This is a genomic window from Arthrobacter sp. 05T410, from assembly GCF_056396505.1.
In genome coordinates this window covers 23675-48662 of the sequence record NZ_JBFTLP010000019.1, presented here as the reverse complement: position 1 = coordinate 48662, position 24988 = coordinate 23675, and the positions used below count along the sequence as shown (strand labels likewise).

The 24988-nt window shown below is 67.3% G+C and carries 25 protein-coding genes and 1 riboswitch; of the genes, 10 read left to right on the top strand and 15 right to left on the bottom strand.

What is annotated here, in order from left to right; genetic code table 11:
* Positions 1–27: 27 nt before the first annotated feature.
* Genes AC1DFR_RS18035 through AC1DFR_RS18025 form a run of 3 tightly spaced genes read left to right on the top strand, consistent with a single transcriptional unit; the run spans position 28 to position 1935 of the window.
* Positions 28–609 (top strand): SSI family serine proteinase inhibitor, encoded by a 582-nt coding sequence (locus AC1DFR_RS18035; RefSeq protein WP_476871035.1) that lies wholly within the window; start codon positions 28–30, stop codon positions 607–609.
* The gene (locus AC1DFR_RS18030) at positions 578–1558 is read left to right on the top strand and encodes a 3-methyladenine DNA glycosylase (RefSeq protein WP_476874079.1); all 981 of its coding nucleotides are present in this window, start codon (positions 578–580) and stop codon (positions 1556–1558) included. The genes AC1DFR_RS18035 and AC1DFR_RS18030 overlap by 32 nt, the downstream gene beginning before the upstream one ends.
* Positions 1555–1935 (top strand): serine protease inhibitor, encoded by a 381-nt coding sequence (locus tag AC1DFR_RS18025; RefSeq protein WP_476874078.1) that lies wholly within the window; start codon positions 1555–1557, stop codon positions 1933–1935. The genes AC1DFR_RS18030 and AC1DFR_RS18025 overlap by 4 nt, the downstream gene beginning before the upstream one ends.
* A gap of 183 nt (positions 1936–2118) precedes the next feature.
* Here AC1DFR_RS18025 and AC1DFR_RS18020 read toward each other — a convergent pair whose 3' ends face one another.
* Together AC1DFR_RS18020 and AC1DFR_RS18015 are read right to left on the bottom strand one after the other, a co-directional pair.
* The gene (locus tag AC1DFR_RS18020; RefSeq protein WP_476874077.1) at positions 2119–5313 is read right to left on the bottom strand and encodes a S8 family serine peptidase; all 3195 of its coding nucleotides are present in this window, start codon (positions 5311–5313) and stop codon (positions 2119–2121) included.
* A 331-nt stretch (positions 5314–5644) separates the two neighbouring features.
* Positions 5645–5830, bottom strand: coding sequence for a hypothetical protein (locus AC1DFR_RS18015; RefSeq protein WP_028278002.1), 186 nt, complete (start codon positions 5828–5830; stop codon positions 5645–5647).
* Between the two features lie 270 nt (positions 5831–6100).
* Here AC1DFR_RS18015 and purS point away from each other — a divergent pair, with 270 nt between their 5' ends.
* Genes purS through purL form a run of 3 tightly spaced genes read left to right on the top strand, consistent with a single transcriptional unit; the run spans position 6101 to position 9442 of the window.
* Positions 6101–6352 (top strand): phosphoribosylformylglycinamidine synthase subunit PurS, encoded by a 252-nt coding sequence (gene purS / locus AC1DFR_RS18010; RefSeq protein WP_018776110.1) that lies wholly within the window; start codon positions 6101–6103, stop codon positions 6350–6352.
* A gap of 1 nt (position 6353) precedes the next feature.
* The gene (gene purQ / locus AC1DFR_RS18005) at positions 6354–7112 is read left to right on the top strand and encodes a phosphoribosylformylglycinamidine synthase subunit PurQ (RefSeq protein WP_476874076.1); all 759 of its coding nucleotides are present in this window, start codon (positions 6354–6356) and stop codon (positions 7110–7112) included.
* Positions 7109–9442, top strand: a complete 2334-nt coding sequence (purL, locus tag AC1DFR_RS18000) for a phosphoribosylformylglycinamidine synthase subunit PurL (RefSeq protein ID WP_243181452.1) — start codon at positions 7109–7111, stop codon at positions 9440–9442. The genes purQ and purL overlap by 4 nt, the downstream gene beginning before the upstream one ends.
* A gap of 80 nt (positions 9443–9522) precedes the next feature.
* On the opposite strand, the gene AC1DFR_RS17995 is transcribed toward purL, so the two are convergent.
* The 11 genes from AC1DFR_RS17995 to AC1DFR_RS17945 form a co-directional block, all read right to left on the bottom strand.
* The gene (locus AC1DFR_RS17995; RefSeq protein WP_230010476.1) at positions 9523–9816 is read right to left on the bottom strand and encodes a DUF503 domain-containing protein; all 294 of its coding nucleotides are present in this window, start codon (positions 9814–9816) and stop codon (positions 9523–9525) included.
* A 23-nt stretch (positions 9817–9839) separates the two neighbouring features.
* Entirely contained in the window at positions 9840–10157 is a 318-nt protein-coding gene (locus tag AC1DFR_RS17990; RefSeq protein ID WP_079555298.1) for a putative quinol monooxygenase, read from the bottom strand.
* Positions 10158–10237: 80 nt separating this feature from the next.
* A complete protein-coding gene (locus AC1DFR_RS17985; RefSeq protein ID WP_476874075.1) occupies positions 10238–10840 on the bottom strand; it encodes a hypothetical protein in 603 nt (200 codons plus the stop codon).
* Positions 10841–10854: 14 nt separating this feature from the next.
* Positions 10855–11409 (bottom strand): DUF1990 family protein, encoded by a 555-nt coding sequence (locus AC1DFR_RS17980; protein WP_476860042.1) that lies wholly within the window; start codon positions 11407–11409, stop codon positions 10855–10857.
* Positions 11406–11816 carry an MmcQ/YjbR family DNA-binding protein gene (locus AC1DFR_RS17975; RefSeq protein WP_476850505.1) on the bottom strand — a complete coding sequence of 137 codons (411 nt, stop codon included), beginning with the start codon at positions 11814–11816 and terminating at the stop codon, positions 11406–11408. Before AC1DFR_RS17975 ends, AC1DFR_RS17980 begins: the two co-directional genes overlap by 4 nt.
* Positions 11817–11877: 61 nt before the next feature.
* Positions 11878–13140, bottom strand: a complete 1263-nt coding sequence (locus AC1DFR_RS17970) for an acyl-CoA dehydrogenase family protein (RefSeq protein ID WP_476874074.1) — start codon at positions 13138–13140, stop codon at positions 11878–11880.
* 27 nt (positions 13141–13167) lie between these two features.
* Positions 13168–14037: a MetQ/NlpA family ABC transporter substrate-binding protein gene (locus tag AC1DFR_RS17965; protein ID WP_223914529.1), complete on the bottom strand. Its 870-nt coding sequence runs from the start codon at positions 14035–14037 to the stop codon at positions 13168–13170.
* A gap of 32 nt (positions 14038–14069) precedes the next feature.
* A complete protein-coding gene (locus AC1DFR_RS17960; protein ID WP_476874073.1) occupies positions 14070–15512 on the bottom strand; it encodes an LLM class flavin-dependent oxidoreductase in 1443 nt (480 codons plus the stop codon).
* A 46-nt stretch (positions 15513–15558) separates the two neighbouring features.
* Positions 15559–16224, bottom strand: a complete 666-nt coding sequence (locus AC1DFR_RS17955; protein ID WP_018776122.1) for a methionine ABC transporter permease — start codon at positions 16222–16224, stop codon at positions 15559–15561.
* Positions 16217–17026, bottom strand: coding sequence for a methionine ABC transporter ATP-binding protein (locus tag AC1DFR_RS17950; protein WP_476874072.1), 810 nt, complete (start codon positions 17024–17026; stop codon positions 16217–16219). Before AC1DFR_RS17950 ends, AC1DFR_RS17955 begins: the two co-directional genes overlap by 8 nt.
* A 139-nt stretch (positions 17027–17165) precedes the next feature.
* Positions 17166–17256: riboswitch (SAM riboswitch) on the bottom strand.
* A 97-nt stretch (positions 17257–17353) separates the two neighbouring features.
* On the bottom strand, positions 17354–17779 hold the full coding sequence (locus tag AC1DFR_RS17945) for a CoA-binding protein (RefSeq protein WP_223914530.1): 426 nt from the start codon (positions 17777–17779) through the stop codon (positions 17354–17356).
* A 307-nt stretch (positions 17780–18086) separates the two neighbouring features.
* Here AC1DFR_RS17945 and acs point away from each other — a divergent pair, with 307 nt between their 5' ends.
* Genes acs through AC1DFR_RS17925 form a run of 4 tightly spaced genes read left to right on the top strand, consistent with a single transcriptional unit; the run spans position 18087 to position 23365 of the window.
* Positions 18087–20312 (top strand): acetate--CoA ligase, encoded by a 2226-nt coding sequence (gene acs / locus AC1DFR_RS17940; protein ID WP_476874071.1) that lies wholly within the window; start codon positions 18087–18089, stop codon positions 20310–20312.
* Positions 20313–20322: 10 nt separating this feature from the next.
* Positions 20323–21531 (top strand): dimethylsulfone monooxygenase SfnG, encoded by a 1209-nt coding sequence (gene sfnG, locus AC1DFR_RS17935; RefSeq protein ID WP_476857654.1) that lies wholly within the window; start codon positions 20323–20325, stop codon positions 21529–21531.
* Complete coding sequence (locus tag AC1DFR_RS17930; protein WP_476857653.1) at positions 21531–22871, top strand: O-acetylhomoserine aminocarboxypropyltransferase/cysteine synthase family protein; 1341 nt, start codon at positions 21531–21533, stop codon at positions 22869–22871. The genes sfnG and AC1DFR_RS17930 overlap by 1 nt, the downstream gene beginning before the upstream one ends.
* Positions 22871–23365: a CoA-binding protein gene (locus AC1DFR_RS17925; RefSeq protein WP_230011882.1), complete on the top strand. Its 495-nt coding sequence runs from the start codon at positions 22871–22873 to the stop codon at positions 23363–23365. Before AC1DFR_RS17930 ends, AC1DFR_RS17925 begins: the two co-directional genes overlap by 1 nt.
* Positions 23366–23509: 144 nt before the next feature.
* On the opposite strand, the gene AC1DFR_RS17920 is transcribed toward AC1DFR_RS17925, so the two are convergent.
* Entirely contained in the window at positions 23510–24316 is an 807-nt protein-coding gene (locus tag AC1DFR_RS17920) for a hypothetical protein (protein WP_476874070.1), read from the bottom strand.
* Positions 24313–24861 carry an RNA polymerase sigma factor gene (locus AC1DFR_RS17915; RefSeq protein ID WP_476850495.1) on the bottom strand — a complete coding sequence of 183 codons (549 nt, stop codon included), beginning with the start codon at positions 24859–24861 and terminating at the stop codon, positions 24313–24315. Before AC1DFR_RS17915 ends, AC1DFR_RS17920 begins: the two co-directional genes overlap by 4 nt.
* Positions 24862–24988: the final 127 nt, after the last annotated feature.

The window sequence follows — 24988 nt, the reverse complement described above, 5'->3', positions numbered from 1 at the left end:
ACTGGGCAAAACAGAGGAGGACTGCTGATGCGCACGCAATCGGGCCGCCCGGCACTTGTCCTGGCGGCCGTCCTGGTGGCCGTGGCCGGACTGGCCGCCTGCACGCCGAACGGCGGGCCCACACCTTCTCCCTCCCCCAGCACGACGTCGGGCACCCCCTCCAGCCCGTCACCCACAGCGCCGTCGGGCTCGCCGTCGCCGGAGACGGAGACGACCTCGCCGGCACCGTCCCCCTCCGCCGTCCCGCTGCCGTCCGGACCGGGCAAGGGCAACGCCGAACTCGCCATCATGGTCAAGCCGAACGAAACCGGCACCGCGGCCAACTTCACGCTGGTGTGCCAAAACGGGGTTCCGGCGGCCGAAAGCCAGCACCCCAACGCCGCCGCCGCGTGCATCGCCATCAAGAACAACCCGGCCATCCTCAGCCCCGCCCCGCCCGCCAAGAACCAGACCTGCACCCAGCAGTACGGCGGCCCGCAGGTGGCCACAGTCACCGGCGTCGTGGATGGCAGGGCGGTTCAGGCGAGCTTCAGCCTGACAAACGGCTGTGAAATCGCCGCCTGGAACGCCGCCAAAGATGTTCTGGGCTCATCCGGCGGGGCGAGCTAAGCCCTTGCACCTCCAGCAGGAAGAATGGCTGCCGCGCCAGACCGCCCACGTCCAACATGTCCGCCGCTACGCGGACCCCTACCTCGAGCGGCGCTCCGCCGGCCGGAAGCACCCGGTGGAGGACTTCCTCTTCACCTACTACACCCAGAAGCCCGGTCAGCTGCTGCGCTGGCACCCGGGCGCCGGCGTCGTGCTCTCCGGCCCCGAGGCTGAGGCGCGGACCGGGTGGAAGTATTACCGCGCGGCCGACGCCGCAGAACTCGCGGCCGCCGGGCTGCCGGCGGAGTCGCCGGCGGTGACGGTCGACGTCGACGCCTTCCTGAGGGAGCGCCGGGAGGCACTGCAGTTCGCAGGGATCATCCTGGCCGGGACTGCCGCGCGGCCGGCCCAGTTCGGCTGCTTCGGGCTGCACGAGTGGGCCATGGTCTACCGGCAGGACAAGTTCGATCTCCGGCACGAGTACCTGCAGCTGCGGCTAGGGTCCGGGCGCACCGACGAGGTGGTGGAGGAGAACCGGATCCGGTGCTCGCACTTCGACGCCTTCCGCTTCTACACCCCGGACGCAGTTCCGCTGAACAGCATGGTTCCCAGCCGGGAGAACCAGCGCGCCATGGAGCAGCCGGGCTGCCTGCACGCCAACATGGACCTTTACAAGTGGGCCTACAAGCTGTCCCCGTTGCTGCCCAGCGAGCTCGTCATGGACTGTTTCGAACTCTCGTGGCGGATCCGGGCCATGGACATGCGGGCGTCGCCGTACGACTTGCAGGAGTGGGGCTATCCCGCCATCAGGATCGAAACGCCCGAGGGCAAAGCTGCGTACGTTGAGCACCAGCGGGCTTTTTCAGCCGAATCACAAGTACTGCGGCAGCGGCTGTTGCAGGAGCTCGCTCCCCTGCTCCAGTCGATGGGTTCCGGCCCTGCCCCCGAACACACGGAAGGACAGCAATGACCGCCGCCCACGAGCGTCACAGCCACCACGAGATCGATCTCACCGTCCGGCTGACGGAGGCCCCGGAAGCGCCGGAGTACACCTTCCGACTGGCGGTCGACGGCGGCAGCGTCGCCCCGGCGTCCACGCTGCCGGATTCGGCGGCCGCCCTCGCGGCGGTCACGCAGCACGGCGAGGCGATCTTCTTTCCCAAGCCGGGGCCGCCGAAGATGTGCACGCAGCAGTACGGGGGTCCGCAGGTCGCCGTGGTGACCGGCTGGTTCCTGGGCCGGGAAGTCCACAGCACGTTCAGCCGCACCGATGGCTGCGAGATCGCCCGCTGGCGGGCGATGGCGCCGCTGCTGGGCGGGGTTGCGGGATCCACCGGGGCAATCTGAGCCTTCACGGCACGGACGCCCGCGGCCCCTGGGCTCTCCCGGCTCCGCCGGCCGGCCCGGGACCGGGTCCGCCCCGACCTTTCCCGCGCGCTCGGCTCTCCCGGCTCCGCCCCCGGCGGATTAAACGGCAACGGCCGGCGGTGTGAGCCGCCGGCCGATGCCGTATTTTGGTGCCGTTTCTGCCTAGATGGCGTAGTTCGGGGCGAAGGACTGATCGCTGTTCTGCATCTTGCCCTGCTCCTCCTTCACCTTCTTGCCCTTGTCCTTCTTGTCCTTGTGGGAGTTGTCGCCATCGGCGTCGTCACCCGGACCGTCATTGGAATCCTGGTCCTCGGAGGTCGGCGGGACCACGACGGTCCCGGCCGGGGTCACCAGGACTGAGACGAACGTGGGATCGCTGGCGCCGGCGAAGGTGACCCGGCCGATGTACGAACCGACCTGAAGCCCATCCCAGCTCAGCGTGACCTTGCCGGCCTTGCCGTTGGCGAGCCGGAGCGGGTTCGGGCTCAGCGAGGCCTTGCCCTCGACCTTGCCGAGCACGGCGGCGTCGACCGAGGCCTTGGTGGCCTGGTTGTTCGGGCTGGCGTACAGGTTGGCGTAGATCGTGTACTTACCCGGGGTCGGGTTGGGGATGGACACCGATTCGCTGGCCGACGACGTCGCGACCGTCAGCGGACCGTTCGGGGTCATGACGTACATGTCGAAGTCAGCCTTCGGATCCGCGGAAATGACCGAGAACTTGGCCAGCGGGGAGCCGGCCACGACTGTGACGTCCTTGACTACGTTGGAGGCATCCGGGCCGCCGGTGAACGGACCCGGGACGAGCTCGACGGCCGTGGAGTCGGCCTTCGAAAGACCGTCGAGGGTCATGTTGGTCGGCGCGTTCGTGCCGGAGACCACCTTGATGGCACCGGAACCGCTGCCACCCTCGGAGGTGAAGGCGACGTCGGACAAGGCCACGACCGACTGCGGACGGACCGCGATCGGCGACGCCACATTCTTATTGGCGCCCTGCCAGGTCAGCGAACCGGTCGCGAACTTGCCCAGGGGCGCGCCCTGGTTCTCAAAGGAGACCTTGAACGTGCGCTTCTCGCCGGCGGTGCGGAAGTTCAGAACAGCCGGGGTCACGCTGACCTTGATGCCGGGAACGTTGAACTGGGCCTTGTAGACCCCCGGGGTCAGGGCGGTCAGCGTGCGGGTGACCTCGATCTTCCCGGCCAGGTTGCCGAGGGCGAAGGAGGGCAGGTTCATGTCCCGCGCCTTGGCGGTTCCGTGGATGAACTCCAGGTAGTCTGCCTCGCTGGCGTCGTAGACGAGGCCCGGATCCAGCACGCGGGCCGGGTCCACCTGGCCTGCGCCGGTGGCAAAGACATCGGTGTTCTTGGATCCGTCGGCGTTCTTGACGTCGCTAGTGGTGGTCATCATCGCGGATTTGACCGCCGCCGGGGACCACGTGGGCTTCATGGCCAGGATCAGCGCGCCGAAGCCGGCTACGTGCGGGGAGGCCATTGAGGTGCCGGAAAGGAAACCGAAGTTGTCGCCTCCGGTGCCGATCGGCGAAACGCCGGCCAGCACGGCCACGCCGGGCGCCGCGACGTCGGGCTTGAGGAGGTCGGAGCCTTCAGCGAGCAGCGGGCCGCGGGAAGAGAACCCGGCGATCTGCGGCTGCGCCTCGAGGGGCAGTCCGGTGGTGTCCTTGTTGACCAGGGAAACCGTGATGGCCGGATTGGCCGTGACCTTGGCCTTGATGGCTTCGGTGGCGGGCGGGTTCACGTGGACGGTGGGGACTGAGTGTTTGTCCGTGTCCAGTGAGGAGACGGACAGGTTCACGAGGATCATGCCGACGCCGCCTCCGCGCTTGACTTCGGCGCTCTTTGCGACGCGGTCCACGACGCCGCGGTCACAGACCACAACCTTGCCGGTGATTTTGGCCGGGTCCAGCGAATCGGGGCCGCACAGATTCGGGCTGGCTTTCCCGGCGGCTCCTGCGTTGGCTGCCAGCACGACGCCGGCATTGGAAACCTGGCCGTTCATGATGCTGGCGCCGCGGTATTTGCTGCCGTCGGAGAACTCGACCGTGCCCTGCAGTTCCTGCGAGAAGCTGGTGGCCGCGACCGTGGTCAGCCAGGGCGCGCCGTGGTTGACGGTGCTGGCGGTCGGGCCGGAGTTGCCGGCGGAGACCGCGACGAAGATCCCGGCCGAGGCGGCGGACAGGAATGCCAGGGAGACCGGATCGGTGGTGGTATCCGTGGCGCCGGAGATGGAGTAGTTCAGGACGTCCACGCCGTCCTCGATGGCCTTGTTGATGGCCTCGACGGACGCGGACGAGTAGCACCCACCGGAGTTGGGATCGTTGTCTTCCCAGCAGACCTTGTAAACGGAGAGCTTGGCGGCCGGCGCGATGCCGCTGGTCAGCCCGAAGCTCCTGCCGTCAACCATGGCCTCGACATTGGCGTTGCCGGCAGCCGTGCTGGCGGTGTGGGTTCCGTGGCTGGCGGCGTCGATCGGGGACAGCCGTTCGCCCGGAGCCCAGTCTTCCGGCGGGACAGTGGCCGCGAAGTCCTCGCCAAAGTAGCGGGCGCTCAGGACCTTGGAGTTGCAGGCGGTGCCGTCGAAGTCGGTGCCGACCTGGCATTCGCCCTTGAAGGTTTCGCCGTCGGCTTTGAGCATCGCGATCTTGCCGTCCGGGGTGCGGTACGGCACGCCGACGACGGGATTTCCGGTGAGGGGCTTGACCTCCTGGCCGGCAAAGTAGGCGCTGGAGGGGGTGTAGCCGGTGTCAATGACGCCGACCACGACGCCCTTGCCGGCCGCGTCCTGGCCGCCGAACTTGGTGTTCCACGTGCCGTTGGGCCCGCTGAGCTTCAGGAAGTCGGCGGTGGAGTAATCGGGTGCGTTCTCCGTGTCCGGCGCGACGACGAGGACCGACGGGTCCCGGGCCAGTTTCACGGCCTGGTCCGCGGTCAGCTTGGCGCTGAAGCCGTTGAGGGCTGCGGTGAACTGGCGCTGCATCTTGACGCCCTGCTGGCCGGCCACCTGGGCCTGCTTCTGTTCCAGGTGGGCCTTGTACTGCTTGACTTCGGCCTTGGTGGCATCCAGTTTCTTGCCGGAGGCAGGCTTGGTGGCCGGCAGGCCGGCCGTCCCGCCGTCGTAAGTCGCGGAAGGCTTCTCCGCCATGACCACTATGTAGCGGCCGTCCTTGTAGTTGTTCGGATCAATATTCTTCTGTGCGACGCCGGCTACGCCCGGGCCTTGCGCCGGGGCCGCATTGGCGGGGGCGATCGCGATGCTGGACAGAAGAACCGGCAAGCCCAGGGTCAGTGCCGCGGCCCTCCGGAGTCCCCCGCTTCGAAGGAAGCTCTTTCCTGGTGATGTCACGAGTGTTTGAACCTTTCGTAAAGGAACGGCCCGACTCCAACGCCGGGCCCAACGGACTGGCGGGAACTCACCGGGCGGTCGCCCGGCCCGCCCCCACGGATACCAGCCGATTCATACAGTACAGACCGAGAGCGAGATATGACATAGACCACAAGGAGGTATTTAAAATTTGTCACGCAATACGACACGATGCGATGGCGAGGATGCTGAACTGCGTCAATTGGACTCCGGCGGGCACAGTGCCTACGCCAGCATGCGCCGGCTCAGCGCCGGAGGCCGCGACGACTTACGATCTTCGGGCCCGCCGCCGGCCCGCTCGTGATCCGCCGGCCTATTTTCGGGGAGTCCGGACCACGTCGCTGATCCATGCGCGGGTCTTCTCATCCAGGGGGCCGGCCACCTTGGTCGCCTTCGCCGCACGGTCAGCCTTGATCTTCTGCAGAACCATCCGGCCCAGCCCGGCGAACACTGCGACGGCCACAACAGACAACACCACGGATTTCGGTTTCTCAGCCATGCGCACATCCTACTGACCCGCGGCAGCCCCGACCATAGGGCGCAGCCGCCCCCGCGACGCCATCTCCCCAGCTCAAGGACCTGCCGGGGAGGCCGCGTTCACACTCCCCGCCCGAATACGGCCGGACGCACGGTGGCCGGTAGAATGGGCATGCAAGCTCGCGGAGCGCCCTTTCACGCTGTATTCACCAGTCCAACACACAGCGGATCGGCGTGAGACGGCACCACTCCGCTGCGCCCTTACCCAACGCTCACGCACAGGAGTTACCGGATGCCCCGGATCGTTGTCGACGTCATGCCCAAGCCCGAGATTCTGGACCCGCAGGGGAAGGCCATCGTCGGTGCTCTGCCCCGGCTGGGCTTCACCGCTTTCAGCTCTGTCCGCCAGGGCAAGCGCTTTGAACTCACGGTCGACGGCGAGGTGACCGAGGAGATCCTGGCCCAGGCCCGCGACGCCGCGGAGACCCTGCTGTCCAACCCGGTCATCGAGGACGTCGTCAACGTCGAGGTCGTTGAGGCCTGAAATGACTGAACTCCCCCTGATCGGCGAGGCCGTCGCCGTCGCCGCCAACCCCCGGCTCGCGGGTGCGAAGATCGGCGTCGTCACCTTCCCCGGCACCCTGGACGACCGCGACGCCGCCCGTGCGGTCCGTCTGGCCGGCGCCACCCCGGTGGAGCTCTGGCACGCCGACACCACCCTGGGTGACGTTGACGCCGTCGTGATTCCCGGCGGGTTCTCGTACGGCGATTACCTCCGCGCCGGCGCGATCGCCCGCTTCGCGCCGCTGATGTCCAGGATCATCGACGCCGCCAATTCCGAGGCCAAGCTGCCCGTGCTGGGCATCTGCAACGGCTTCCAGATCCTGACCGAGTCGCACCTGCTGCCCGGTTCCATGATCAAGAACGACCACCTGAAGTTCATGTGCCGCGACCAGGTCCTGCGCGTGGAAAACAACACCACCGCCTGGACCGGGGACTACGCCGCCGGCCAGGAAATCACCGTGCCGCTGAAGAACCAGGACGGCCAGTACATCGCCGACGAGAAGACCCTGGACGCGCTCGAGGCCGAAGGCCGCGTTGTGTTCCGCTACGTCGGCTTCAACCCGAACGGCTCTCGGCGCGACATCGCCGGCATTTCCAACGCCGCGGGCAACGTGGTGGGCCTCATGCCGCACCCCGAGCACGCTGTGGAGGCCGGCTTCGGTCCCGAGCTCGGCTCCGGCACCGAGGGCCTCGGGTTCTTCACCTCTGTCCTGAACAAGATCGTGGGAGACAACAAATGACGGAGACACCCGCAGTGGCGGCACCCGCGGAGACCGCCCGGAAGTTCAACATCGACACCGTCGAGAACGCGGCCAAGACCCCGGACACCGAACTCCCCTGGGCCGAACTGGGCCTGAAGCAGAACGAGTTCGACGAGGTGGTCAAGGTCCTGGGCCGCCGCCCCACCGGCGCGGAACTGGCCATGTACTCGGTGATGTGGAGCGAACACTGCTCCTACAAGTCCTCGAAAAACCACCTGCGCCAGTTCGGCGACAAGGTGACCGAGGAAATGAAGAAGGACATGCTCGTGGGAATCGGCGAAAACGCCGGTGTCACCAACCTGGGCGACGGCTGGGCCGTGACGTTCAAGATTGAGTCCCACAACTCGCCGTCGTTCGTGGAGCCCTACCAGGGCGCCGCAACCGGCATCGGCGGCATTGTCCGCGACATCATCTCCATGGGCGCCCGCCCGGTAGCGGTGATGGATCCGCTGCGCTTCGGCGCCATTGACCACCCGGACACCGCCCGCGTCATGCACGGCGCCGTGGCAGGGATCGGCGGCTACGGCAACTCGCTGGGCCTGCCCAACATCGGCGGCGAAATGGTCTTCGACTCCGTGTACCAGGGCAACCCGCTGGTGAACGCGCTGGCCGTCGGCGTGATGCGCCACGAGGACATCCGCCTCGCGAACGCCTCCGGCAAGGGCAACAAGGTGGTGCTGTTCGGTGCCCGCACCGGCGGCGACGGCATCGGCGGCGCCTCCGTGCTGGCCTCGGAGTCCTTCGATGACACCAAGCCGTCCAAGCGCCCCGCGGTCCAGGTGGGCGACCCGTTCGCCGAGAAGGTCCTGATCGAGTGCTGCCTCGAGCTGTTCAAGGGATCCCTGGTGGAGGGCATCCAGGACCTCGGCGCCGCCGGCATTTCCTGCGCCACCTCCGAGCTTGCCTCGAACGGCGACGGCGGCATGGAAGTCGAGCTGACCTCCGTGCTGCTCCGCGACCCCACCCTGACCCCGGGCGAAATACTGATGTCCGAGTCGCAGGAACGCATGATGGCCGTGGTCACCCCGGAAAACATCGCCGCGTTTGAAGCGGTCATGGACAAGTGGGCGGTGGAGTACTCCTGGCTGGGCGAGGTGACCGACACCGGCCGCCTCATCATCACGTGGGAAGGCGAGGTCATTGTCGACGTCGACCCGCGCACCGTGGCCCACGACGGCCCGGTCTACGACCGACCGTATGCCCGCCCCGAATGGCAGGACGCCGTCCAGGCCGACTCCTTCACCGGGTCCGTGCAGGACGCCGGCCGTCCCTCCGCCCCGGCGGACCTGGCCGCCGCCATCACCGAGCTCGTCGCCTCCCCGAACATGTGCGACAAGTCCTGGATCACCAAGCAGTACGACCGCTACGTCGGCGGCAACACCGCCATGGCGTTCCCGGACGACGCCGGCGTGGTCCGGGTGGACGAGGAAACCGGCCTCGGCGTGGCCCTGGCCACCGACGCCAACGGCCGCTACACCTACCTGGACCCGTACCACGGCGCTCAGCTGGCCCTGGCCGAGGCCTACCGCAACGTCGCCACCTCAGGTGCCGTGCCGATGGCCGTCAGCGACTGCCTGAACTTCGGCTCCCCCGAGGACCCCGACGTCATGTGGCAGCTCGCCGAAGCCATCCGCGGCCTGTCCGACGCCTGCATGGTCCTCGGCATCCCGGTCACCGGCGGCAACGTCTCGCTGTACAACCAGACCGGGACCACCCCCATCCACCCCTCCCCCGTGGTGGCAGTGCTGGGCAAGTTCGACGACGTCGCCCGCCGCACGCCGTCGGGCTGGAAGGAAGACGGCCAGGCCATCTACCTGCTGGGCACGACGGCGGCAGAGCTGGACGGTTCGGAATGGTCGAACATGCGCGGACACCTGGGCGGCCTGCCGCCGAAGGTTGACCTCGACGCCGAGCGCGAACTGGGACAGATCCTGATCAACGCCTCCCGCGACGGCATGGTGGATTCCGCCCACGACCTCTCCGAAGGCGGCCTCGCCGCGGCCCTCGTGGAGTCGTCCCTGCGTTACGGCGTGGGCGCCCGAATCGCCCTGCAGGACGTCCTGGACCGCGACGGCGTGGACCTGTTCACGGCGCTGTTCTCCGAAACCCAGGGCCGCGCCGTCGTCGCTGTGCCCCGCTCGGAGGAAATCCGCTTCACGGACATGTGCACCGCCCGCGGCTTCGCGCACGTCCGGATCGGTGTGGTGGACGCCGAGGGCGGCACGCTGGAGATCAACGGTGTCGAGACCATGAGCCTCGACGCGCTCCGCGAAGCCCACGAGGCGACCCTGCCGAAGTACTTCGGCTAAGCCCCACCGCTCAAAGCAACGCGGGGTCACTTACCGCCCATAAATCCCCTCGGGATGGGCGCTAAGTGACCCCGCGATGTTTAATCGTCGCTGCGGAGCTCCCGTTGCCGTGCGCTGAGGAGTTCGAGTTCGGGCCGGGCCGCCACGAAGCGTTCGACGCCGGTCAGCACCTCCACGACGTGTGCCCGGTCTGCTGCCACCAAGCCGGCGCCCAACTGCGTGCGCCGGTGCTGCTCATGATCCCCGACCTCGGCCACGGAGACATCAAAGCGGCGCTTCAGCTCCGCAAGCAGCGGCCGCACCATGGAACGTTTCTCCTTCAGGCTGTGAACGTCGCCCAGAAGGATGTCGAATTCAATCCAGCCGATCCACATGCCATAAGCGTATCCATTGCCGGTTAGATGGTGAGCTCGCCCATCCGGTCCCAGCCGTCGCCGTCGAGCTGCCGGCTGATGATCCGGGGCGTCTCGGCCAGCGCCTGAGGCATGTCCGCCATAGCCTGCTTGAAGTGGGCGCTGTTCACGTGGGCCCCGGCGGCGTCATCCTTGAAGGCCTCAACCAGGACGAATTCATTGGGGTCCTCCACACTGCGGGACCAGTCGAACCACAGGTTGCCGGGCTCCTGGCGGGTGGCCTGGGTGAAATCGTTCACGAGTCCCAGCCAGCGCTCCGACCAGTCCGGCTTGACCTTGAATTTGACGACGATGAAGATCATGGGCTGAAGCCTTTCATTGGTTTTCCGGAGGTTCCATTCTTCCAGAATGACAATGCCGGGTCACATGGCCAGTTGGCGGGTCAACAGGCCTTGATGGCCTCGCGGGCCAGTTCCTGCTGCCGCGGGGTGCCGATCCGGTCGGCCCACTGTTCGGCGAGCTGGAACTCCACCATGGCCTCGGTGCACCGGCCAGCGTCATGCAGCGTCCAGCCGAGGTTGTTGTGCAGCGAAACCACCCACCGTTTGGTCCGCTCATCGTGAACCGTGGACGCGTACTCCAGGGCGCTCCGGATCCAGGTCTCGGCGTGGGCGGAGTCGGCAATGGCGAGCATGTGCAGCGCGTCCACGGCCAGGAATTCCTCGACCAGGTAGTCAGCCAGTTCGGCCGCCTGTTCAAACAGCGGCACGGCCATCTCGGGGTGGCCGCTGGAATTGAGCACCCGGCCGCGTTCCAGCAGCACCCGCACCGCGACTGTGGGCTCGTCGGCATCGACCGCATCCAGCAGGGCGTCGGCTTCCTCGTAGCGGCCCTGCAGCCCGATGGCCCGGCCCAGCTGGGTGGTGAGTTCGGCGCGTTCGTCGGCGTCGTAGCGTTCATCTGCGGCCGCCGCCCGGAACCGGGCTTCGGACCCGGCGGGGTCGTCGAAGTTCCACAATTGGTCAAGGGTTTTCTGTTCCAGCATCCATCTGCTCCTGATCAGCTTTCACCTGCGGCCAGTTCGTGTGCACTCCCAATGTAGCGGGAAGTGACATGCCTTTGTGCCCGTCCCGTGAGGGCGCGGCCGGCCGCGTAGAACCAGTTGGACGGCCGGCTGAAGGCCGTGATTTTCAGGAACACCCGGCCGGCGGCGTCGATCTCCACTTCGAAGGCCTCCTCGCCCCGCACGGGATGACCGGGCAGGGTGCCGTACCCGAACCCGGCTCGTTGCGGCCCGTCGCCGGGCACCGGCCGGCGCACCCACACCACCTCGCAGGGCGCGTTGATCCGGAAGGGTCCGACGCCGAATCCGCTCACCACGCGCGCGCCGGGCACGACGGCGTCGGAGTCGGTGCGGACGCGCAGCCCGGAGCGTCTCTGCAGCTGCCAGGTCAGAATCCCCTGCGCCACCCTCCGGTACAGTGCCGGGCCGTCGCCGAGGTACGCCCGGGACACCAGGCAGGGAAAGCCTGCCGGAGCCTGGCCATGCTCAGTGGAGCCAATGCCCGGATAGTTCAGCCCGTCCCGCGCGCCGGCACCAGGATCACCGCTCATGTGTCCTCGCCCCTGGCCAGTCCCGCCCAGCCCAGCTGTTCCCGCTGCTTCCGGCTGAACGAGGCGACCACCAGGTCATAGGAATCCTCCACCATGTCCCGGATCATGCCGTCCGGCAACGATCCGTCCAGCCGGACCCCGTTCCAGTGCGTCTTGTTCATATGCCAGGCGCCGGTGATTTCCGGGTGGATGGCCCGCAGCTGTTCGGCAAGGGCCGGCTCGCATTTGAGGCTCACGGACCAGTCGGCCGGGTCCATGGCCGATGCCGCGAACATCTTGGCGTCCTGCCTCGTGCCGCCGGCGATCCCCGCCCGCACCTTGAAAACCGATGTCTCCGGGCCGAAAGGAAAATCCTCAAACGCACCGGGGAAGCTCAGGCAGATCTCGCGGAGGGTGGCAACGTCCATGGCACGAGCCTATCCGGCTGCGGCCTGCCCGGCTGCGCGGGCTATCCGGCTGCGGCCCGCCTCACCCTGCCTGCGCGGCGGTGCGGGCGTCGCCGATGCTGTGCAGCCCTTCGGGAGTGGTGCCGTTGACTTCGTAGTCGCCCACGGTGCGGGCCTTGAACACAGCGGGGTTGTGGGTGGAAACGGTCCTGGCGTTGCGCCAGTGCCGGTCCAGCGATTTCGACTTCGACGTGGCGGACGCCCCGGTGACGTCGAAGAGCTGCTGGGCCGCGGACTGGACGAGTTCGGGCACCAGAAGCTGCGCCTTTTCCACCGCGATCTCGCCGCGGACGTAGCGTTGTTCCGGGGTGAGATCCAGGTTCTGGTCCGCGCCGGCGTCGAGCTCCCGGGCGGCGGCCAGCACCACGGATTCCGCCGCGAAGACCTTGGCCGAGAGCTGGCCGATGAGCTGCAGGATCAGCGGGTCGTGGCGGAACAGTTCGCCGGAGCCGGTGTTGAAGGTGCGCTTGCGGTCGCGGACCAGCGCCCTCGCGTCGGCCAGCGCCGCCCGGCCGATGCCCGCCAGGACGGCGAGCAGGACCAGCTGGAAGAAGGCCGGCTCGTGCGTGGTGGATTCCGAGCGCCGGATGATGTTGGTGTCCGGCACCACGGCGTCACGGAAAATCGTGGTGCCGGTGCCGGTCAGCTGCTGGCCGAACCCGTCCCAGTCGTCGAGGATTTCCACTCCGGGCTGGGTGGTGCTGACCACGGCGTACTGCCGGCCCTCCACGCCCGCGGTGCTGGCCATGACGGCAATCCACTCGGCGAAGATGGTGCCGGTGGTGTAGTACTTCCTGCCGTTCAAGAGCCAGTCCCCGCCGTGGCGGGTCAGCTTGGTTCCGGTGGTGCCGAGGACATTGCCGGATTTCTCCGTGGCGGCGTTTCCAAAGATCTCGCCGGCCACCACTTTCGGGTACCAGCGGTTCCGGAAGTCCTCGGATTCCAGGCCGACGGTTTCCACGAACGCGAAGTGCGAGCGGTAGAGGTGGGCCACGGAGGAATCCGCCTCGGCGAGTTCGATGAGCAGCCGGAAGAAGGGCTCAAAGCCGATGCCGTCGCCCCCGTGTTCCGTGGGCACCCGCAGCCGACCGAAGCCTTCCTCGTTCAGCCAGCGGACCTGTTCGAAGGGCAGGACCCTGTCCTGCTCGCGGGCCAGCGCGCCCTCCGCGATCCGGGCAAACACGGGCCGGAAACGCTGCGCCAGCCTCTCGTAGGCGGCTTCGGCCGACGGCGCTGATGGTGCTGAATGTGCTGCGGGGGCTGTGGTCTCTGGTGCGTAGGACATGCGTTCCCTTGGTTGCTGGTGGCCGGGCTAGAGCTTGGCGGCGTCGGCGGCGGGATCCTGGTCCCAGGGGGTGGGCAGGATGCCCTTCTGGTAGCTGGCAAACCAGGCCTTGACCTCCGGGGACTGGAAGGCGGCCTTGAGGGCCGCGGCCTTCTCCGACCCGGCAAAATCCTTCCGCCCGGCAACCACGATCCGGAACGGGACCTGGTCCGCATCCGTTTCGAAGGCCAGCGCGTCGTCCTTGCTGTGCCCGGCATCCGCGGCCATCCGGGCGACCAGGAAACCGGCGTCGACATCGGGAAGGGTCTTGGCGAGGGACTGCTGGTCCACTTCCACGAACTGCAGCTTCTTCGGGTTGGCCGTGATGTTCTTTTGCGAGGTGTGGATCACGGTGGCGTCAGACAGCTCCAGCAGGCCGGCGTCGCGCAGCATGAACAGGGCACGGCCGTTATTCGCCGGGTCCACGGGAATGCCGATCTTGGCGCCGTCCGGGAGCTCGTTCAGGGACTTGTACTTGTCAGACCAGATGCCGCCCGGGGCGCTGTAGACGTAGAACAGTCCCACGTTCTCCAGGCCCTTGTCCTGGTTGAACTGCTTCAGGTAGGCGTTGTGCTGGAAGAAGTTGGCGTCGAATTCGCCGTTGGCCACGGCCAGGTTGGGCTGGATGATGTCCGTGACGTATGTGGGCTCCAGAGTCCAGCCCTGGGCCGCGAGCAGCTTCTGGGCCAGCTTGGTCGGTTCCTGGTACGGGGCGGACTCGGTGACGATAATCTTGATCGTCTTGCCGCCGCTGGCGCCGGCACCGCCGGGGTTGGTGAGGCCGCAGCCGGTCAGTGCCGCGGCGGAGACAGCACCGGCACCGGCGAGGGCATATTTGAGGAAATTTCTACGCTGCATGGTCTTGGTCCTTTGTGGTGGTTCGCGCTGGGCTATGACTGGGCGGTAACGCTGGCGGGCTGGTTTTCGGCCGCCGCGGAGAATTCGGTGAAGGCTCCCCGGAAGGCCGCCGCGGGGTGGCGTCCGTTGAGCCGCGGCCCGGCGCGGAAGAGCTTCTCGCGCAGGGTTCCCGGCGCGTAGCCGGTCTGGGCGAGGCCGCGGCTGCGCAGTTCCGGCAGCACACCGTCGATGAAGTCGGTGTAGGAGCCGGGGATGGTCTGGTTGATGATGTTGATGCCGTCGATTCCGGCGTCCTGCCACTGCTCGAGACGGTCGGCAATCTGGTCCGGCGTTCCCACCACCCGGTTGGCCCGGCTGCGGTAGAGCGCAATGTCGCGGAGGGTGGGGTTGCCGCCGCGGACGGAGGCGCGGATAGCCGTGAGATGTCCCTGGCTGCCTTCCGTTTCAAGGTCCCCGAGCGGGGTGTCCAGCGGCAGGCCGCCGAGGTCGACGCCGAACCCGCCGCCCACGTGGGCCAGCAGGGCCTCAATGTCCAGGCTGTCCTCGAGCTCTTCGGCCTTGCGGTTCGCCTCGGCTTCGGTGCCGCCCACCACGAAGTGCATACCCTGGAGGAACTTCACGTCATCCGGACGGCGGCCGGCGGCAACGGCCTGTTCCCGGACGGCCGCAGTGTACTTCGCGGCCACCTCGGTGCTCGGCGCGAGGGTGAAGGTGGCCTCGGCGTTGGCGGCGCAGAACTGCTGGCCGCGGCCGGAGCTCCCGGCCTGGAAAAGCACCGGGGTGCGTTGCGGCGAAGGGGCCGCGAGGTGGGGTCCGTCGATCGAGTACCGGGGCCCGCGGTGGTAGATCTTGCTGACTTTCTCCGGGTCCGCGTGGACTCCGGTCGCCTTGTCCCGGAGCAGCGCATCGTCTTCCCAGGACCCTTCCCACAATTTGTAGGCGGCCTCGACGTATTCGTCCGCCCAGTCGTAGCGTTCGTCATGCTTGGTCAGCTCGGTGGCGTTGAAGTTCCGGTGCGCGTTTTCCAGCACACTGGTGACGATGTTCCAGGCCACGCGGCCGCCGCTGATATGGTCCAGGGTGGACATCTGCCGGGCGAACTGGAACGGATGGCTCTGAATCACCGACGACGTCGCGGCCAGCCCGATCTCCCGCGTTCCCGTGGCGAGCGCGGACAGCAGAATGAGGGGGTCGTTGGACGGCACCTGCAGGCCCTTTTTCAGCAGCGATGCCCACCCGCCGTCGTAGTCGCCGTAGAGACCGACGACGTCGGCGAAGAAGATCGCGTCAAACTTGGCGTCTTCGAGCTGGCGGGCCAGGTCGATCCAGAGCTGGAGTTCGTTGAACCGGTGCTGCTGGGCTTCCGGGCGCCGCCACTGGCCGCCCATGATGTGGCTGGACGTGTTCATCACGAAGGCGCTGATCAGCAGGCGCGGACGGGGTCCGTCGAAACGGATACTGGGTGTTGAAGTCATGGGATGCTTTCCGCTGTGGGAGGTGGGACGAGGGTGCTGCCGGCGCTCAGAGGCGCTTGTCCAGGCGCCGGGCAACATAGGATCCGCCCAGCTGAACGATGGTGACCAGCAGGATCATCAGGACAATGGCGGTGATCATGAGCGGCGTTTCGTAGCGGTAATAGCCGTACCGGATGGCGAAGTCGCCGATTCCGCCGCCGCCCACCAGTCCGGCCATCGCCGAGTAGGAGATGAAGCTGACGGTCATGATGGTGATGGAGCTGACGAGTCCGGGCTTCGCCTCCACAATCAGGACGTCCCGGACGATCTGGGACCGGCTGGCGCCCATGGACCGTGCCGCTTCGACCACTCCGCCGCCGAGCTGGCTCAGGTTCTGTTCCACGAAGCGGGCGAAATACGGAATGGCGTTGAGGGTCAGCGGGACAATGACGGCGGCCGTGCCGATGGTCGTGCCGACAATGAACCTGGTCACGGGAATGATCGCGATCAGCAGGATCAGGAACGGGAACGAGCGGAGCAGGTTGACCAGCCCGTCCAGGACCCGGTGCAGCTTTGGCCTGTGCTTGAGCCCGTTGGGACCGATGGTGTAGAGCAGGACACCCAGCGGTGTCCCGAGCAGCACCGCCAGCGGGATGGCCACCAGCAGCATGGTGAGGGTCTGTCCCATGGCGACGCCGATTTCGGGCAGGACTTCCAGGATGCGGTCAAACATTGATCAGGCCCTCCGACGCGGCTGTGGTGTGGGTGCCCCTCCCGGAGCGGTCCAGCTGGATCTCATCGGAGACCAGGTAGCGGCCGATCGACGTCGCCGGGTGGAAACCGGGGCGCTGGAGTTCGGCGAGGTCGAACTGCTCCACCACCCGGCCTTCTTCCATGACCGCGACGTTGTCCGCGATGGCCTTGATGACATTCATCTCGTGGGTGACCACCACGATTGTGATGCCGAATTCGGCGTTGACGTCGGCCAGGTATTGCAGGACCGATGACGTCGTCCGGGGATCCACGGCCGACGTCGGCTCGTCACAGAGCAGCACTTTGGGCCCGGTGGCAAGGGCGCGGGCGATCGCCACCCGCTGTTTCTGGCCCCCGGAGAGTTTGGCCGGATACGTTCCCGCTTTGTCGGCGAGGTCCACGATTTCCAGGGTTTCGGCGGCCCGCCGCCGGCGTTCCGCCTTCCCGACGCCGGCGAACTTCAGGGACAGCTCCACATTTTCCTGGGCTGTGAGGTTGTTGAGGAGATTGAAGTGCTGGAAAATCATGCCGATGTCATGCCGCTTGGTCCGGAGCTCGGCGTCGGACAGGGTCACCAGGTCCACGCCGTCCACCAGGACGCGGCCCGACGTCGGGCGCTCGAGGAGGTTGATGTTGCGCAGCAGCGTGGATTTGCCGGCGCCGGAGAACCCGATGATGCCCTGGATGGTGCCCCGCCTGATGTGCAGGCTGACGTCATCGACGGCCGTGAAAGGTCCCGCGGCCGAAGCGAATGACGTGCGGACGTTCTGGATCTCGATCACAGGCCCCCACCCGCTCGGGGCCGCGGCGCTGCCGCTGTCTGCGTGTTCATGATTTCCTCCGGGCTCGCCCGAGGAAAGCCCTGGGTCCTGGCTTCCGGGCAGCGCTGAGCGAAGCCGGGGAGCCTCAGAACACAGTGGTTCTCCATCGGTCCTGGCGGTAGCACCGTCCTCAAAGGAGGGGGTTGCTGCGGCGTCACGGAGCCAGATCTCTCAGCCGCTCGGGATGGTTACGAGTCCATCTCACACGGCAGGAGGCCGGATACAGAAAAAGCCGGTCACATTTTGTAACCGACTCTTCCCGATCTGTTGATCGTCATTCCCGGGCCGTTAGATGCCCACGCGCCAGCCTTCGCGGGCGGGGCACGCGTTCACGACGACGTCCAGCCCGGCGGCCTTGGCCCGGTCCGTCGCGGCGTCGTCGAAGACGCCCAGCTGCAGCCAGACGGCCTTGGCGCCTACTGCGATGGCCTCGTCTATGACTGCGCCCACCCTGTGGGAGTTGACGAAGCAGTCCACGACGTCGATCGGGTGCTTCTCCGCCGGGATGTCAGTCAGGGAACGGTACCCCTTCTCGCCGTGGACGTCGTCGCCCGGAAGGTTGACCGGAATGATGGTCATGCCCATCCGGTCCCGGACATAGAGGGAGACCTCATACGCCGAGCGCCATTCGTTGGTGGTGAGGCCGACCACCGCCCACGTGCCTTTGGTTCGCATGAGGCGGTCAATGACTGCCGGATCGTTAACATGGGCCATGCATCAACCTTACTCCTGCGACCTTTCCGGGCAATTGTCGAATAAATGAATGATTTGGGTCGGACCCACGCCGGGTGAACGAATATTACGGCGCTCCCGGACGCCGATTTTGCGGAATCGTGCATCTGAAGTTCTAGTAGGTAGTGACCATCCCGAGCGGCCGAGAGACCTGGATCGATGACGCCGCAGCAACCCCCCGGTGACGTGAGACGACCATTCCCACGCAACCGCTCCGCCCTCCTTCGGTGAAATTCGAGGGAGCCGGAGCAACAAAGGGTGCTACTGCCAGGACCGATGGAGTGCAGCAATGACCCCTGAGAATTCTTCCGCCCTGCCCACCTTTGCCCGGACTGCGTCCGAGGCATTCCCACAAACCACTTCGGACGCGACGGCGAACGAAGCAGGGCTGCGTGACGCGCCCGGCTCCTCTCGCGGCTCTTCGGGATGGTCCCTGAACGAGTCCACGGACGGCGCAGTGCACGGCGTCCCCGCCGATGGGCCGGCGCGTCACCGCAGCACCACCTTCGGAAACCACCTTCCCCGGCACGGCGGCGCCGCGACCGCGGGAACTGTCCAGGCAGAGACGGTTGCGTTCTGGGAAACCCAGGCTCTCCGCCTCGACTGGGCGGACCTGCCCGGCGGCGCGACGGAGCAAACCAAGCCCTGGCACACCGCGCACCGCCGGATCCCGGCCGACGTCGAGGCCGGCACCGGACCGCAGATCACCTGGTTCGAAGGGGGCAGGCTCAATGTCGCCTACAACTGCGTCGACCGCCACGTAGCGGCGGGGCGCGGAGACAAGGTGGCCCTGCACTTTGAGGGCGAGCCCGGCGACCGCCGTGCCGTCACCTACGCCGAACTCCAGCGCGAGGTCTCCAAAGCCGCCAATGCCCTCCTGGATCTCGGTATCACCAAGGGCGACCGGGTGGTCATCTACCTCCCCGTCATCCCCGAAACCGTGATCATCACCCTCGCGGTGGCCCGGATCGGTGCCATCCATTCCCTGGTCTTCGGCGGATTCTCCGCCGAGGCCCTGAAGTTCCGGGTGGAGGACACCGGCGCCAAGCTCCTGGTCACCACCGACGGCCAGTTCCGCCGCGGCACCGCCGTGCCGGTCAAGGACAACGCGGACGCCGCCGTCTCCGGCGACAACGCCATCGAACACGTCCTGGTGGTCAACCGGACCACTCCCGCGGACGAACTGGACACCGTTCCGATGACCGCCGGCCGCGATGTGTGGTGGCACGACGCCGTCGGCACCGCCTCCGAGACTCACGAAGCCGAGGCGTTCGACGCCGAGACGCCGCTGTTCATCATGTACACCTCCGGCACCACCGGCAAGCCCAAGGGCCTGGTCCACACCTCCGGCGGCTACCTCACACAGGCGTCATGGAGCTTCGAGCACCTGTTCAGCAACCCCGACCCCGCGCTGCGGGAGGAGGACGTGCACTGGTGCACGGCCGACCTCGCCTGGGTCACCGCGCACACCTATGAGCTCTACGGCCCGCTCTCCAACGGCGCCACGCAGGTCATCTTCGAGGGCACGCCCAACACCCCGCACCCGGGCCGGCACTTTGAGATCATCGAACGCTACGCGGTCACGCAGTATTACACCGCGCCCACCCTGGTCCGCTCCCTCATGGGCTGGTTCCCGGACGGCGTCCCGGACACGTACGACCTCTCCTCTATCCGTCTTCTCGGCACGGTAGGCGAGGCCATCAACCCCGAGGCCTGGCGCTGGTTCCGGACCAACATCGGCGCCGGCACCGCCCCCGTGGTGGACACGTGGTGGCAGTCCGAAACCGGCGCCACCATCCTCTCCCCGGCACCGACGGACGCCGCGTTCAAGCCCGGCTGCGCGGCCCGCCCGCTGCCCGGCGTCAGCACGCGCATCGTGGACGACGCCGGCAACACGGTGCCGCCCGGCGTCCAGGGTTTCATCGTGGTGGACTCCCCCGGCCCGGCGATCGCCCGGACGGTCTGGGGCAACCCGCGCCGCTACTTCGATTCGTACTGGCGCCAATACGCCGAGCAGGGCTGGTTCCTCGCCGGTGACGGCGCCAAGTATGACGACGACGGCGACATCTGGATCCTCGGGCGGGTGGACGACACCCTCAACGTCTCCGGACACCTGCTCTCCACCATCGAGGTCGAATCGGCGCTCGTCGCCCACCCGGACGTGGTGGAGGCCGGCGTCTGCCCGGTCGAGGACCCAAAGACCGGCCACGCGATCGTCGCGTTCGTGGTGCTGAAGGATTCGGCGGCCGCCCCCGACATCCAGGGTGTGCTGAAGGCGCACGTCGCGAAGCAGATCGGGCCGATCGCCAAGCCGCGGGACGTCGTCGTCGTTCCCGACGTGCCGAAAACCCGCAGCGGCAAGATCATGCGCCGGCTGCTGACCCAGCTGTTCGAAGGCACAACGCTCGGCGACACCACCTCGCTGCAGAACGAACCATCCATCGCGGGCATCCAGGATGTGCTGCGCGACCGCGCCGCGGAAATCCTGGCAACAGCAAGCCCCACCCGGAAGTAAAGGAACACCCATGACTGAGATCAGCAACGTCGCCCGTCTTTCCGAACCGCTCAAGTTCGCCTACTGGGTCCCCAACGTCTCCGGCGGCCTGGTGGTGTCCACCATCGAACAGCGCACCGGCTGGGACTTCGAATACAACAAGAAGCTGGCCAGGATCGCGGAGAACTCCGGCTTCGAATACGCCCTGACCCAGACCCGGTACGCCGCCTCCTACGGTGCGGACAAACAGCACGAGGCCACCTCGTTCAGTCTGGCGCTGCTGGCCGCCACCGAGCGCCTCAAGGTGATCTCCGCCGTCCATCCGGGCATGTGGCACCCCGGCGTGCTGGCGAAGTACATCATCACCGCGGACCACATCTCCAACGGCCGCGCCGCCGTGAACATCGTCTCCGGCTGGCTCAAGGACGAATTCACCAACTTCGGCCTCGAATGGCTCGAACACGACGAGCGCTACGTCCGCACCGAGGAATTTATCAAGGTCCTCCGCGGGCTCTGGACCGAGCAGGACTACAGCCAGTCCGGCAAGTACTACAACATCACCGACTTCACCCTGAACCCGGCACCGGTGGACGTGCCGGGCCGGGCGCACCCGGAGATCTTCTTCGGCGGCAACTCCACGGCCGCGCAGGCCACCGCCGGCCGGGTGGCTGACTGGTACTTCTCCAACGGCAAGGACCTCGACGGGTTCAAGGAGAACATCGCCGGCGTCGTGGCGGCGTCAGGTGCCGCCGGTCGCGGCACGGAAGGTGCGCTCCCCTCTCCCAAGTTTGGCCTCAACGGCTTCGTGATCGCCCGGGATTCCGAGAAAGAAGCCCGCGACACGCTCCGCGAGATCGTCGAGAAGGCGCACAAGCCCGCCGTCGAGGGGTTCCGCGCCGCCGTCCAGGAAGCCGGGGCGGCCACCAAGGACGGCAAGGGCATGTGGGCCGACTCGAGCTTCGAGGACCTGGTCCAGTACAACGACGGCTTCAAGACCCAGCTGATCGGCACCCCGGAACAGATCGCCGAGCGGATCGTGGAGTACAAGAAGATCGGCGTGAACCTGTTCCTGACCGGCTACCTGCACTTCCAGGAGGAAGTCGCCGCGTTCGGCCAGGACATCCTGCCGATCGTCCGCGAACTCGAGGCCGACCTCGCCCGCAAGAACGGCACCGAACTGGACCTGTCCCGGACCCCGGCGGCAAACGCCGGCACTACCAGCAAGCTGGTGAACGCGTAATGGCTGACCGCAAGTTCGGATTCCGCACCCGCGCGCTGCACGCCGGCGGCACCCCCGACGCCGAGCACGGCGCCCGCGCCGTGCCGATCTACCAGACCACCTCCTTCGTGTTCAAGGACACCCAGGACGCCGCGAACCTCTTCGCGCTGCAGAAATACGGCAACATCTATTCCCGGATCGGCAACCCCACCGTGGCCGCGTTCGAGGAGCGCATCGCCTCCCTGGAGGGCGGAATCGGCGCCGTGGCGACGTCGTCGGGCATGGCGGCGGAGTTCATCACCTTTGCCGCGCTGACCCAGGCCGGGGACCACATCGTGGCCGCCTCCCAGCTCTACGGCGGCACGGTGACCCAGCTGGACGTCACGCTGCGCCGCTTCGGCGTGGACACCACATTCGTCGCCGGCACCGACCCGGCGGACTACGCCGCCGCAGTCCGGGAAAACACGAAGGCGATCTTCGTGGAGGTGGTGGCCAACCCGTCCTCGGAGGTCCAGGACCTTGCGGCCCTCGCCAAGGTGGCGCACGACGCCGGCGTCCCGCTCGTCGTCGACGCCACCCTGAGCACGCCCTACCTCGTGCGGCCGATCGAGCACGGGGCGGACATCGTGATCCACTCCGCCACCAAATTCCTCGGCGGCCACGGCACCACCCTCGGCGGCGTGATCGTCGAAAGCGGCCGCTTCGACTGGGGCAACGGCAACTTCCCGACCATGACCGAGCCCGTGGCCTCCTACGGCAACGTCTCCTGGTGGGGGAACTTCGGCGAGTACGGGTTCCTCACCAAGCTGCGCTGCGAACAGCTGCGCGACATCGGACCCGCACTGTCCCCACAGTCGGCGTTCCAGCTGCTGCAGGGCGTGGAGACGCTCCCCCAGCGCCTCGACGAGCACCTGAAGAACGCCCAGGCCGTGGCCGAATGGCTCGAAGCGGACGAGCGCGTGGCCTACGTGAACTTCTCCGGCCTGCCCTCGCACCCGCACTTCGAGCGGGCGCAGAAGTACCTGCCGCTGGGTCCGGGCTCGGTGTTCTCCTTCGGCGTCAAGGGCGGCCGGGCCGCCGGGCAGAAGTTCATCGAGTCCCTGCAGCTGGCCTCACACCTGGCCAATGTGGGCGACTCCCGGACCCTGGTCATCCACCCCGGGTCCACCACCCACCAGCAACTGAGCCCCGAACAGCTCGAGGCGGCAGGTGTCCCCGAGGACCTGGTCCGCATCTCCGTGGGCCTCGAGGACATCGATGACATCCTCTGGGACCTGGACCAGGCACTGGACGCCGCCTCGGAAGCAGCAGCCCCGGATGCATCCGCAGAGGCTGAAGCCTGCACGATCGGAGCGAACTGATGAGTGTTGAAGAACGGACCTGGACCGGCCCCTCGGCGCCGGAGCGCCTGAACCTGCTGCGGCAGGCGAAGTCGATCGCGATTGTGGGCGCATCGGACAAGCCCTCGCGCGCGAGCTATTTCGTGGCCACCTATCTGCAGTCCTCCACCCGGTACAAGGTCTATTTCGTGAACCCGGTGGTGAAGGAAATCCTGGGTCAGCCGACGTATCCGTCGCTCGCGGACCTGCCGGAAAGCCCGGACATTGTGGACGTGTTCCGCAAGCACGGCGACTTGCCCGGCGTCCTGGACGAGGCCATTGCCGCCGGCGCCAAGACCCTCTGGCTGCAACTGGGCTCCTGGCACGAGGACGTTGCCAAGGAGGCCGAGGCCGCCGGACTCGACGTCGTGATGGACCGCTGCGTGAAGATTGAGCATGCCCGGTTCCACGGCGGCCTGCACCTTGCCGGATTCGACACCGGCGTCATCTCTTCGAAGCGGCAGGTCCTGGCCTAAACAGCAGGAACAGCCCAACTCGAGCCGCCGCGAACCAACCCCCCGCCAACCAACCCGTTGCGCTATCACTTTGGGTCGTTCTGAGCGCTCAGAACAGCCCTAAGTGATAGCGCAACCGGGTTAACAAAGTGCTTTAAGGGCGGCTTATGGCTGGCCGGGCGCCTTGGTCGGAACGACGCCCGGCAGGGTTGGCGTGATGTGGCCCGGAACGCGCGGCAGATCCTTGCCTGCGTTTCCGCCGCCGCCCGGAAGGTCGGGTGATCCGGGCAGCCCCGGCGCTCCGGGCCGCTGCCCGGGGGTCGGCAGGATGCCGTCGCGGCCGACGGCGGGCGGCGTGGCGGGGGGCGCGTGTCCGGCCGCCGGGGCGCCCGGGGCGCTGGAGCTGCTGGGCGTCGATGCACCGGGCGTGCCGGGCGCGCCGTGACCCGGCGTGGCGACAGGCGCGGGAAGGGCGGGGATGGTGGACGGCGAGGGCTGGACATGCTCGGGGGCCGGTGCGCCGCCGTGGCCCGGAGTCTGGAAGATGACCCCGACGGTGTGGCTGACGCTGTGCCGGAAGTCCTCGCTGGATGCCGCCACTGCGCCGGCACCAAGGGTCATGGCACCCACGACGGCGCCACCGACGATTGCCAGCCGGCGCTTCCGGCCGCGGCGCTCGGCCAGGCTGGTGACCCCGACCGGCAGCGATTCATCGGCATCATTCTTCGCGGACACGACGGTAGGCAGCGCCGTCGTCGTGGCTGTGTCAGGGGCGGCGGCAAGACCGGTTGCTCCGGCTGTTCCGGCCGCGAGCAGGGCCGCGAGGTCGGCGCGGGGCGCGGGAGCGGCATCCGGGACCACGGCGCGGAGCTGTTCCAGCGCGCTCCGAAGCTCGGCCGCGGATTCGAGGCCGGAATCGCCCAGCATCGCCTGGATGCTGCCATCCTGCTGGGGGTCGCGGGTGCCGGTCATGATGCTGCGTGGTCCTTTTCGGTTACGAGTTCGCGCAGGGCACTGAGCCCGCGGCGCTGAAGCTGCTTGATGGCACCCGGCGTCTTGTCCATGATGCCGGCCACCTGTTCGATGGAAAGGTCCGCGACGATCCGCAGGACCAGAACTTCGCGCTGCTCCTCATTGAGCCTCGCGAGGGTGTCCGAGATACCGCCCAGGGATCCGAGCGCTTCGTCCTCGGCGGATGCCGAGTACCGGGCGTCGTTCAGGGGATCGTATTCGGCCAAATGTGGAGTGCGTTCTGCCCGCCTCCTGTAGTCGACCAGCCGCGCGTGGGCGACGGAGAAAATGAAGGTCCTCAGACCTGCGTGACCGCCGCTGACGCCGGCCAGCTTTGGCAGGACGTCTACGAACACATCCTGGGTCAGGGCCTCGGCGTCGTCCACGCCCCGGGCCCGGAAGTAGCCCAGCACGGCCGGGGAAATAACCGTGTACACCGCGCTGAAACCTGAAGGGTCACCAGCTAAGGCGGCTGACAATTCGTCATCGCTTAGCTGCTGTGCCAAGAGGCTGTCCTTCCGTTACTGCTGGGGTGCGGCCCCCGCAAGTCTAGCGGCCGCACCCCGGAGCCCTCCAAAGTGAGGGCTCCCTCCTTGCTTTCAGACCCGTGCCGGGTCCAGGCTAAACAGCCGA

What these genes read in the sequence shown, in the direction of transcription:
- purS (WP_018776110.1), top strand. Translation starts at nt 6,101, where the DNA reads ATGCCCCGGATCGTTGTCGACGTCATGCCCAAGCCCGAGATTCTGGAC.
- AC1DFR_RS17960 (WP_476874073.1), bottom strand. Translation starts at nt 15,512, where the DNA reads ATGACTTCAACACCCAGTATCCGTTTCGACGGACCCCGTCCGCGCCTG.
- AC1DFR_RS17975 (WP_476850505.1), bottom strand. Translation starts at nt 11,816, where the DNA reads ATGGACGTTGCCACCCTCCGCGAGATCTGCCTGAGCTTCCCCGGTGCG.
- AC1DFR_RS17990 (WP_079555298.1), bottom strand. Translation starts at nt 10,157, where the DNA reads ATGATCTTCATCGTCGTCAAATTCAAGGTCAAGCCGGACTGGTCGGAG.
- AC1DFR_RS17955 (WP_018776122.1), bottom strand. Translation starts at nt 16,224, where the DNA reads ATGTTTGACCGCATCCTGGAAGTCCTGCCCGAAATCGGCGTCGCCATG.
- AC1DFR_RS17995 (WP_230010476.1), bottom strand. Translation starts at nt 9,816, where the DNA reads ATGTGGATCGGCTGGATTGAATTCGACATCCTTCTGGGCGACGTTCAC.
- AC1DFR_RS17965 (WP_223914529.1), bottom strand. Translation starts at nt 14,037, where the DNA reads ATGCAGCGTAGAAATTTCCTCAAATATGCCCTCGCCGGTGCCGGTGCT.
- AC1DFR_RS17980 (WP_476860042.1), bottom strand. Translation starts at nt 11,409, where the DNA reads ATGAGCGGTGATCCTGGTGCCGGCGCGCGGGACGGGCTGAACTATCCG.
- sfnG (WP_476857654.1), top strand. Translation starts at nt 20,323, where the DNA reads ATGACTGAGATCAGCAACGTCGCCCGTCTTTCCGAACCGCTCAAGTTC.
- AC1DFR_RS17945 (WP_223914530.1), bottom strand. Translation starts at nt 17,779, where the DNA reads ATGGCCCATGTTAACGATCCGGCAGTCATTGACCGCCTCATGCGAACC.
- purQ (WP_476874076.1), top strand. Translation starts at nt 6,354, where the DNA reads ATGACTGAACTCCCCCTGATCGGCGAGGCCGTCGCCGTCGCCGCCAAC.
- AC1DFR_RS18025 (WP_476874078.1), top strand. Translation starts at nt 1,555, where the DNA reads ATGACCGCCGCCCACGAGCGTCACAGCCACCACGAGATCGATCTCACC.
- AC1DFR_RS18035 (WP_476871035.1), top strand. Translation starts at nt 28, where the DNA reads ATGCGCACGCAATCGGGCCGCCCGGCACTTGTCCTGGCGGCCGTCCTG.
- AC1DFR_RS17970 (WP_476874074.1), bottom strand. Translation starts at nt 13,140, where the DNA reads ATGTCCTACGCACCAGAGACCACAGCCCCCGCAGCACATTCAGCACCA.
- purL (WP_243181452.1), top strand. Translation starts at nt 7,109, where the DNA reads ATGACGGAGACACCCGCAGTGGCGGCACCCGCGGAGACCGCCCGGAAG.
- AC1DFR_RS18030 (WP_476874079.1), top strand. Translation starts at nt 578, where the DNA reads ATGTTCTGGGCTCATCCGGCGGGGCGAGCTAAGCCCTTGCACCTCCAG.
- acs (WP_476874071.1), top strand. Translation starts at nt 18,087, where the DNA reads ATGACCCCTGAGAATTCTTCCGCCCTGCCCACCTTTGCCCGGACTGCG.
- AC1DFR_RS17920 (WP_476874070.1), bottom strand. Translation starts at nt 24,316, where the DNA reads ATGACCGGCACCCGCGACCCCCAGCAGGATGGCAGCATCCAGGCGATG.
- AC1DFR_RS17930 (WP_476857653.1), top strand. Translation starts at nt 21,531, where the DNA reads ATGGCTGACCGCAAGTTCGGATTCCGCACCCGCGCGCTGCACGCCGGC.
- AC1DFR_RS17985 (WP_476874075.1), bottom strand. Translation starts at nt 10,840, where the DNA reads ATGCTGGAACAGAAAACCCTTGACCAATTGTGGAACTTCGACGACCCC.
- AC1DFR_RS17925 (WP_230011882.1), top strand. Translation starts at nt 22,871, where the DNA reads ATGAGTGTTGAAGAACGGACCTGGACCGGCCCCTCGGCGCCGGAGCGC.
- AC1DFR_RS18015 (WP_028278002.1), bottom strand. Translation starts at nt 5,830, where the DNA reads ATGGCTGAGAAACCGAAATCCGTGGTGTTGTCTGTTGTGGCCGTCGCA.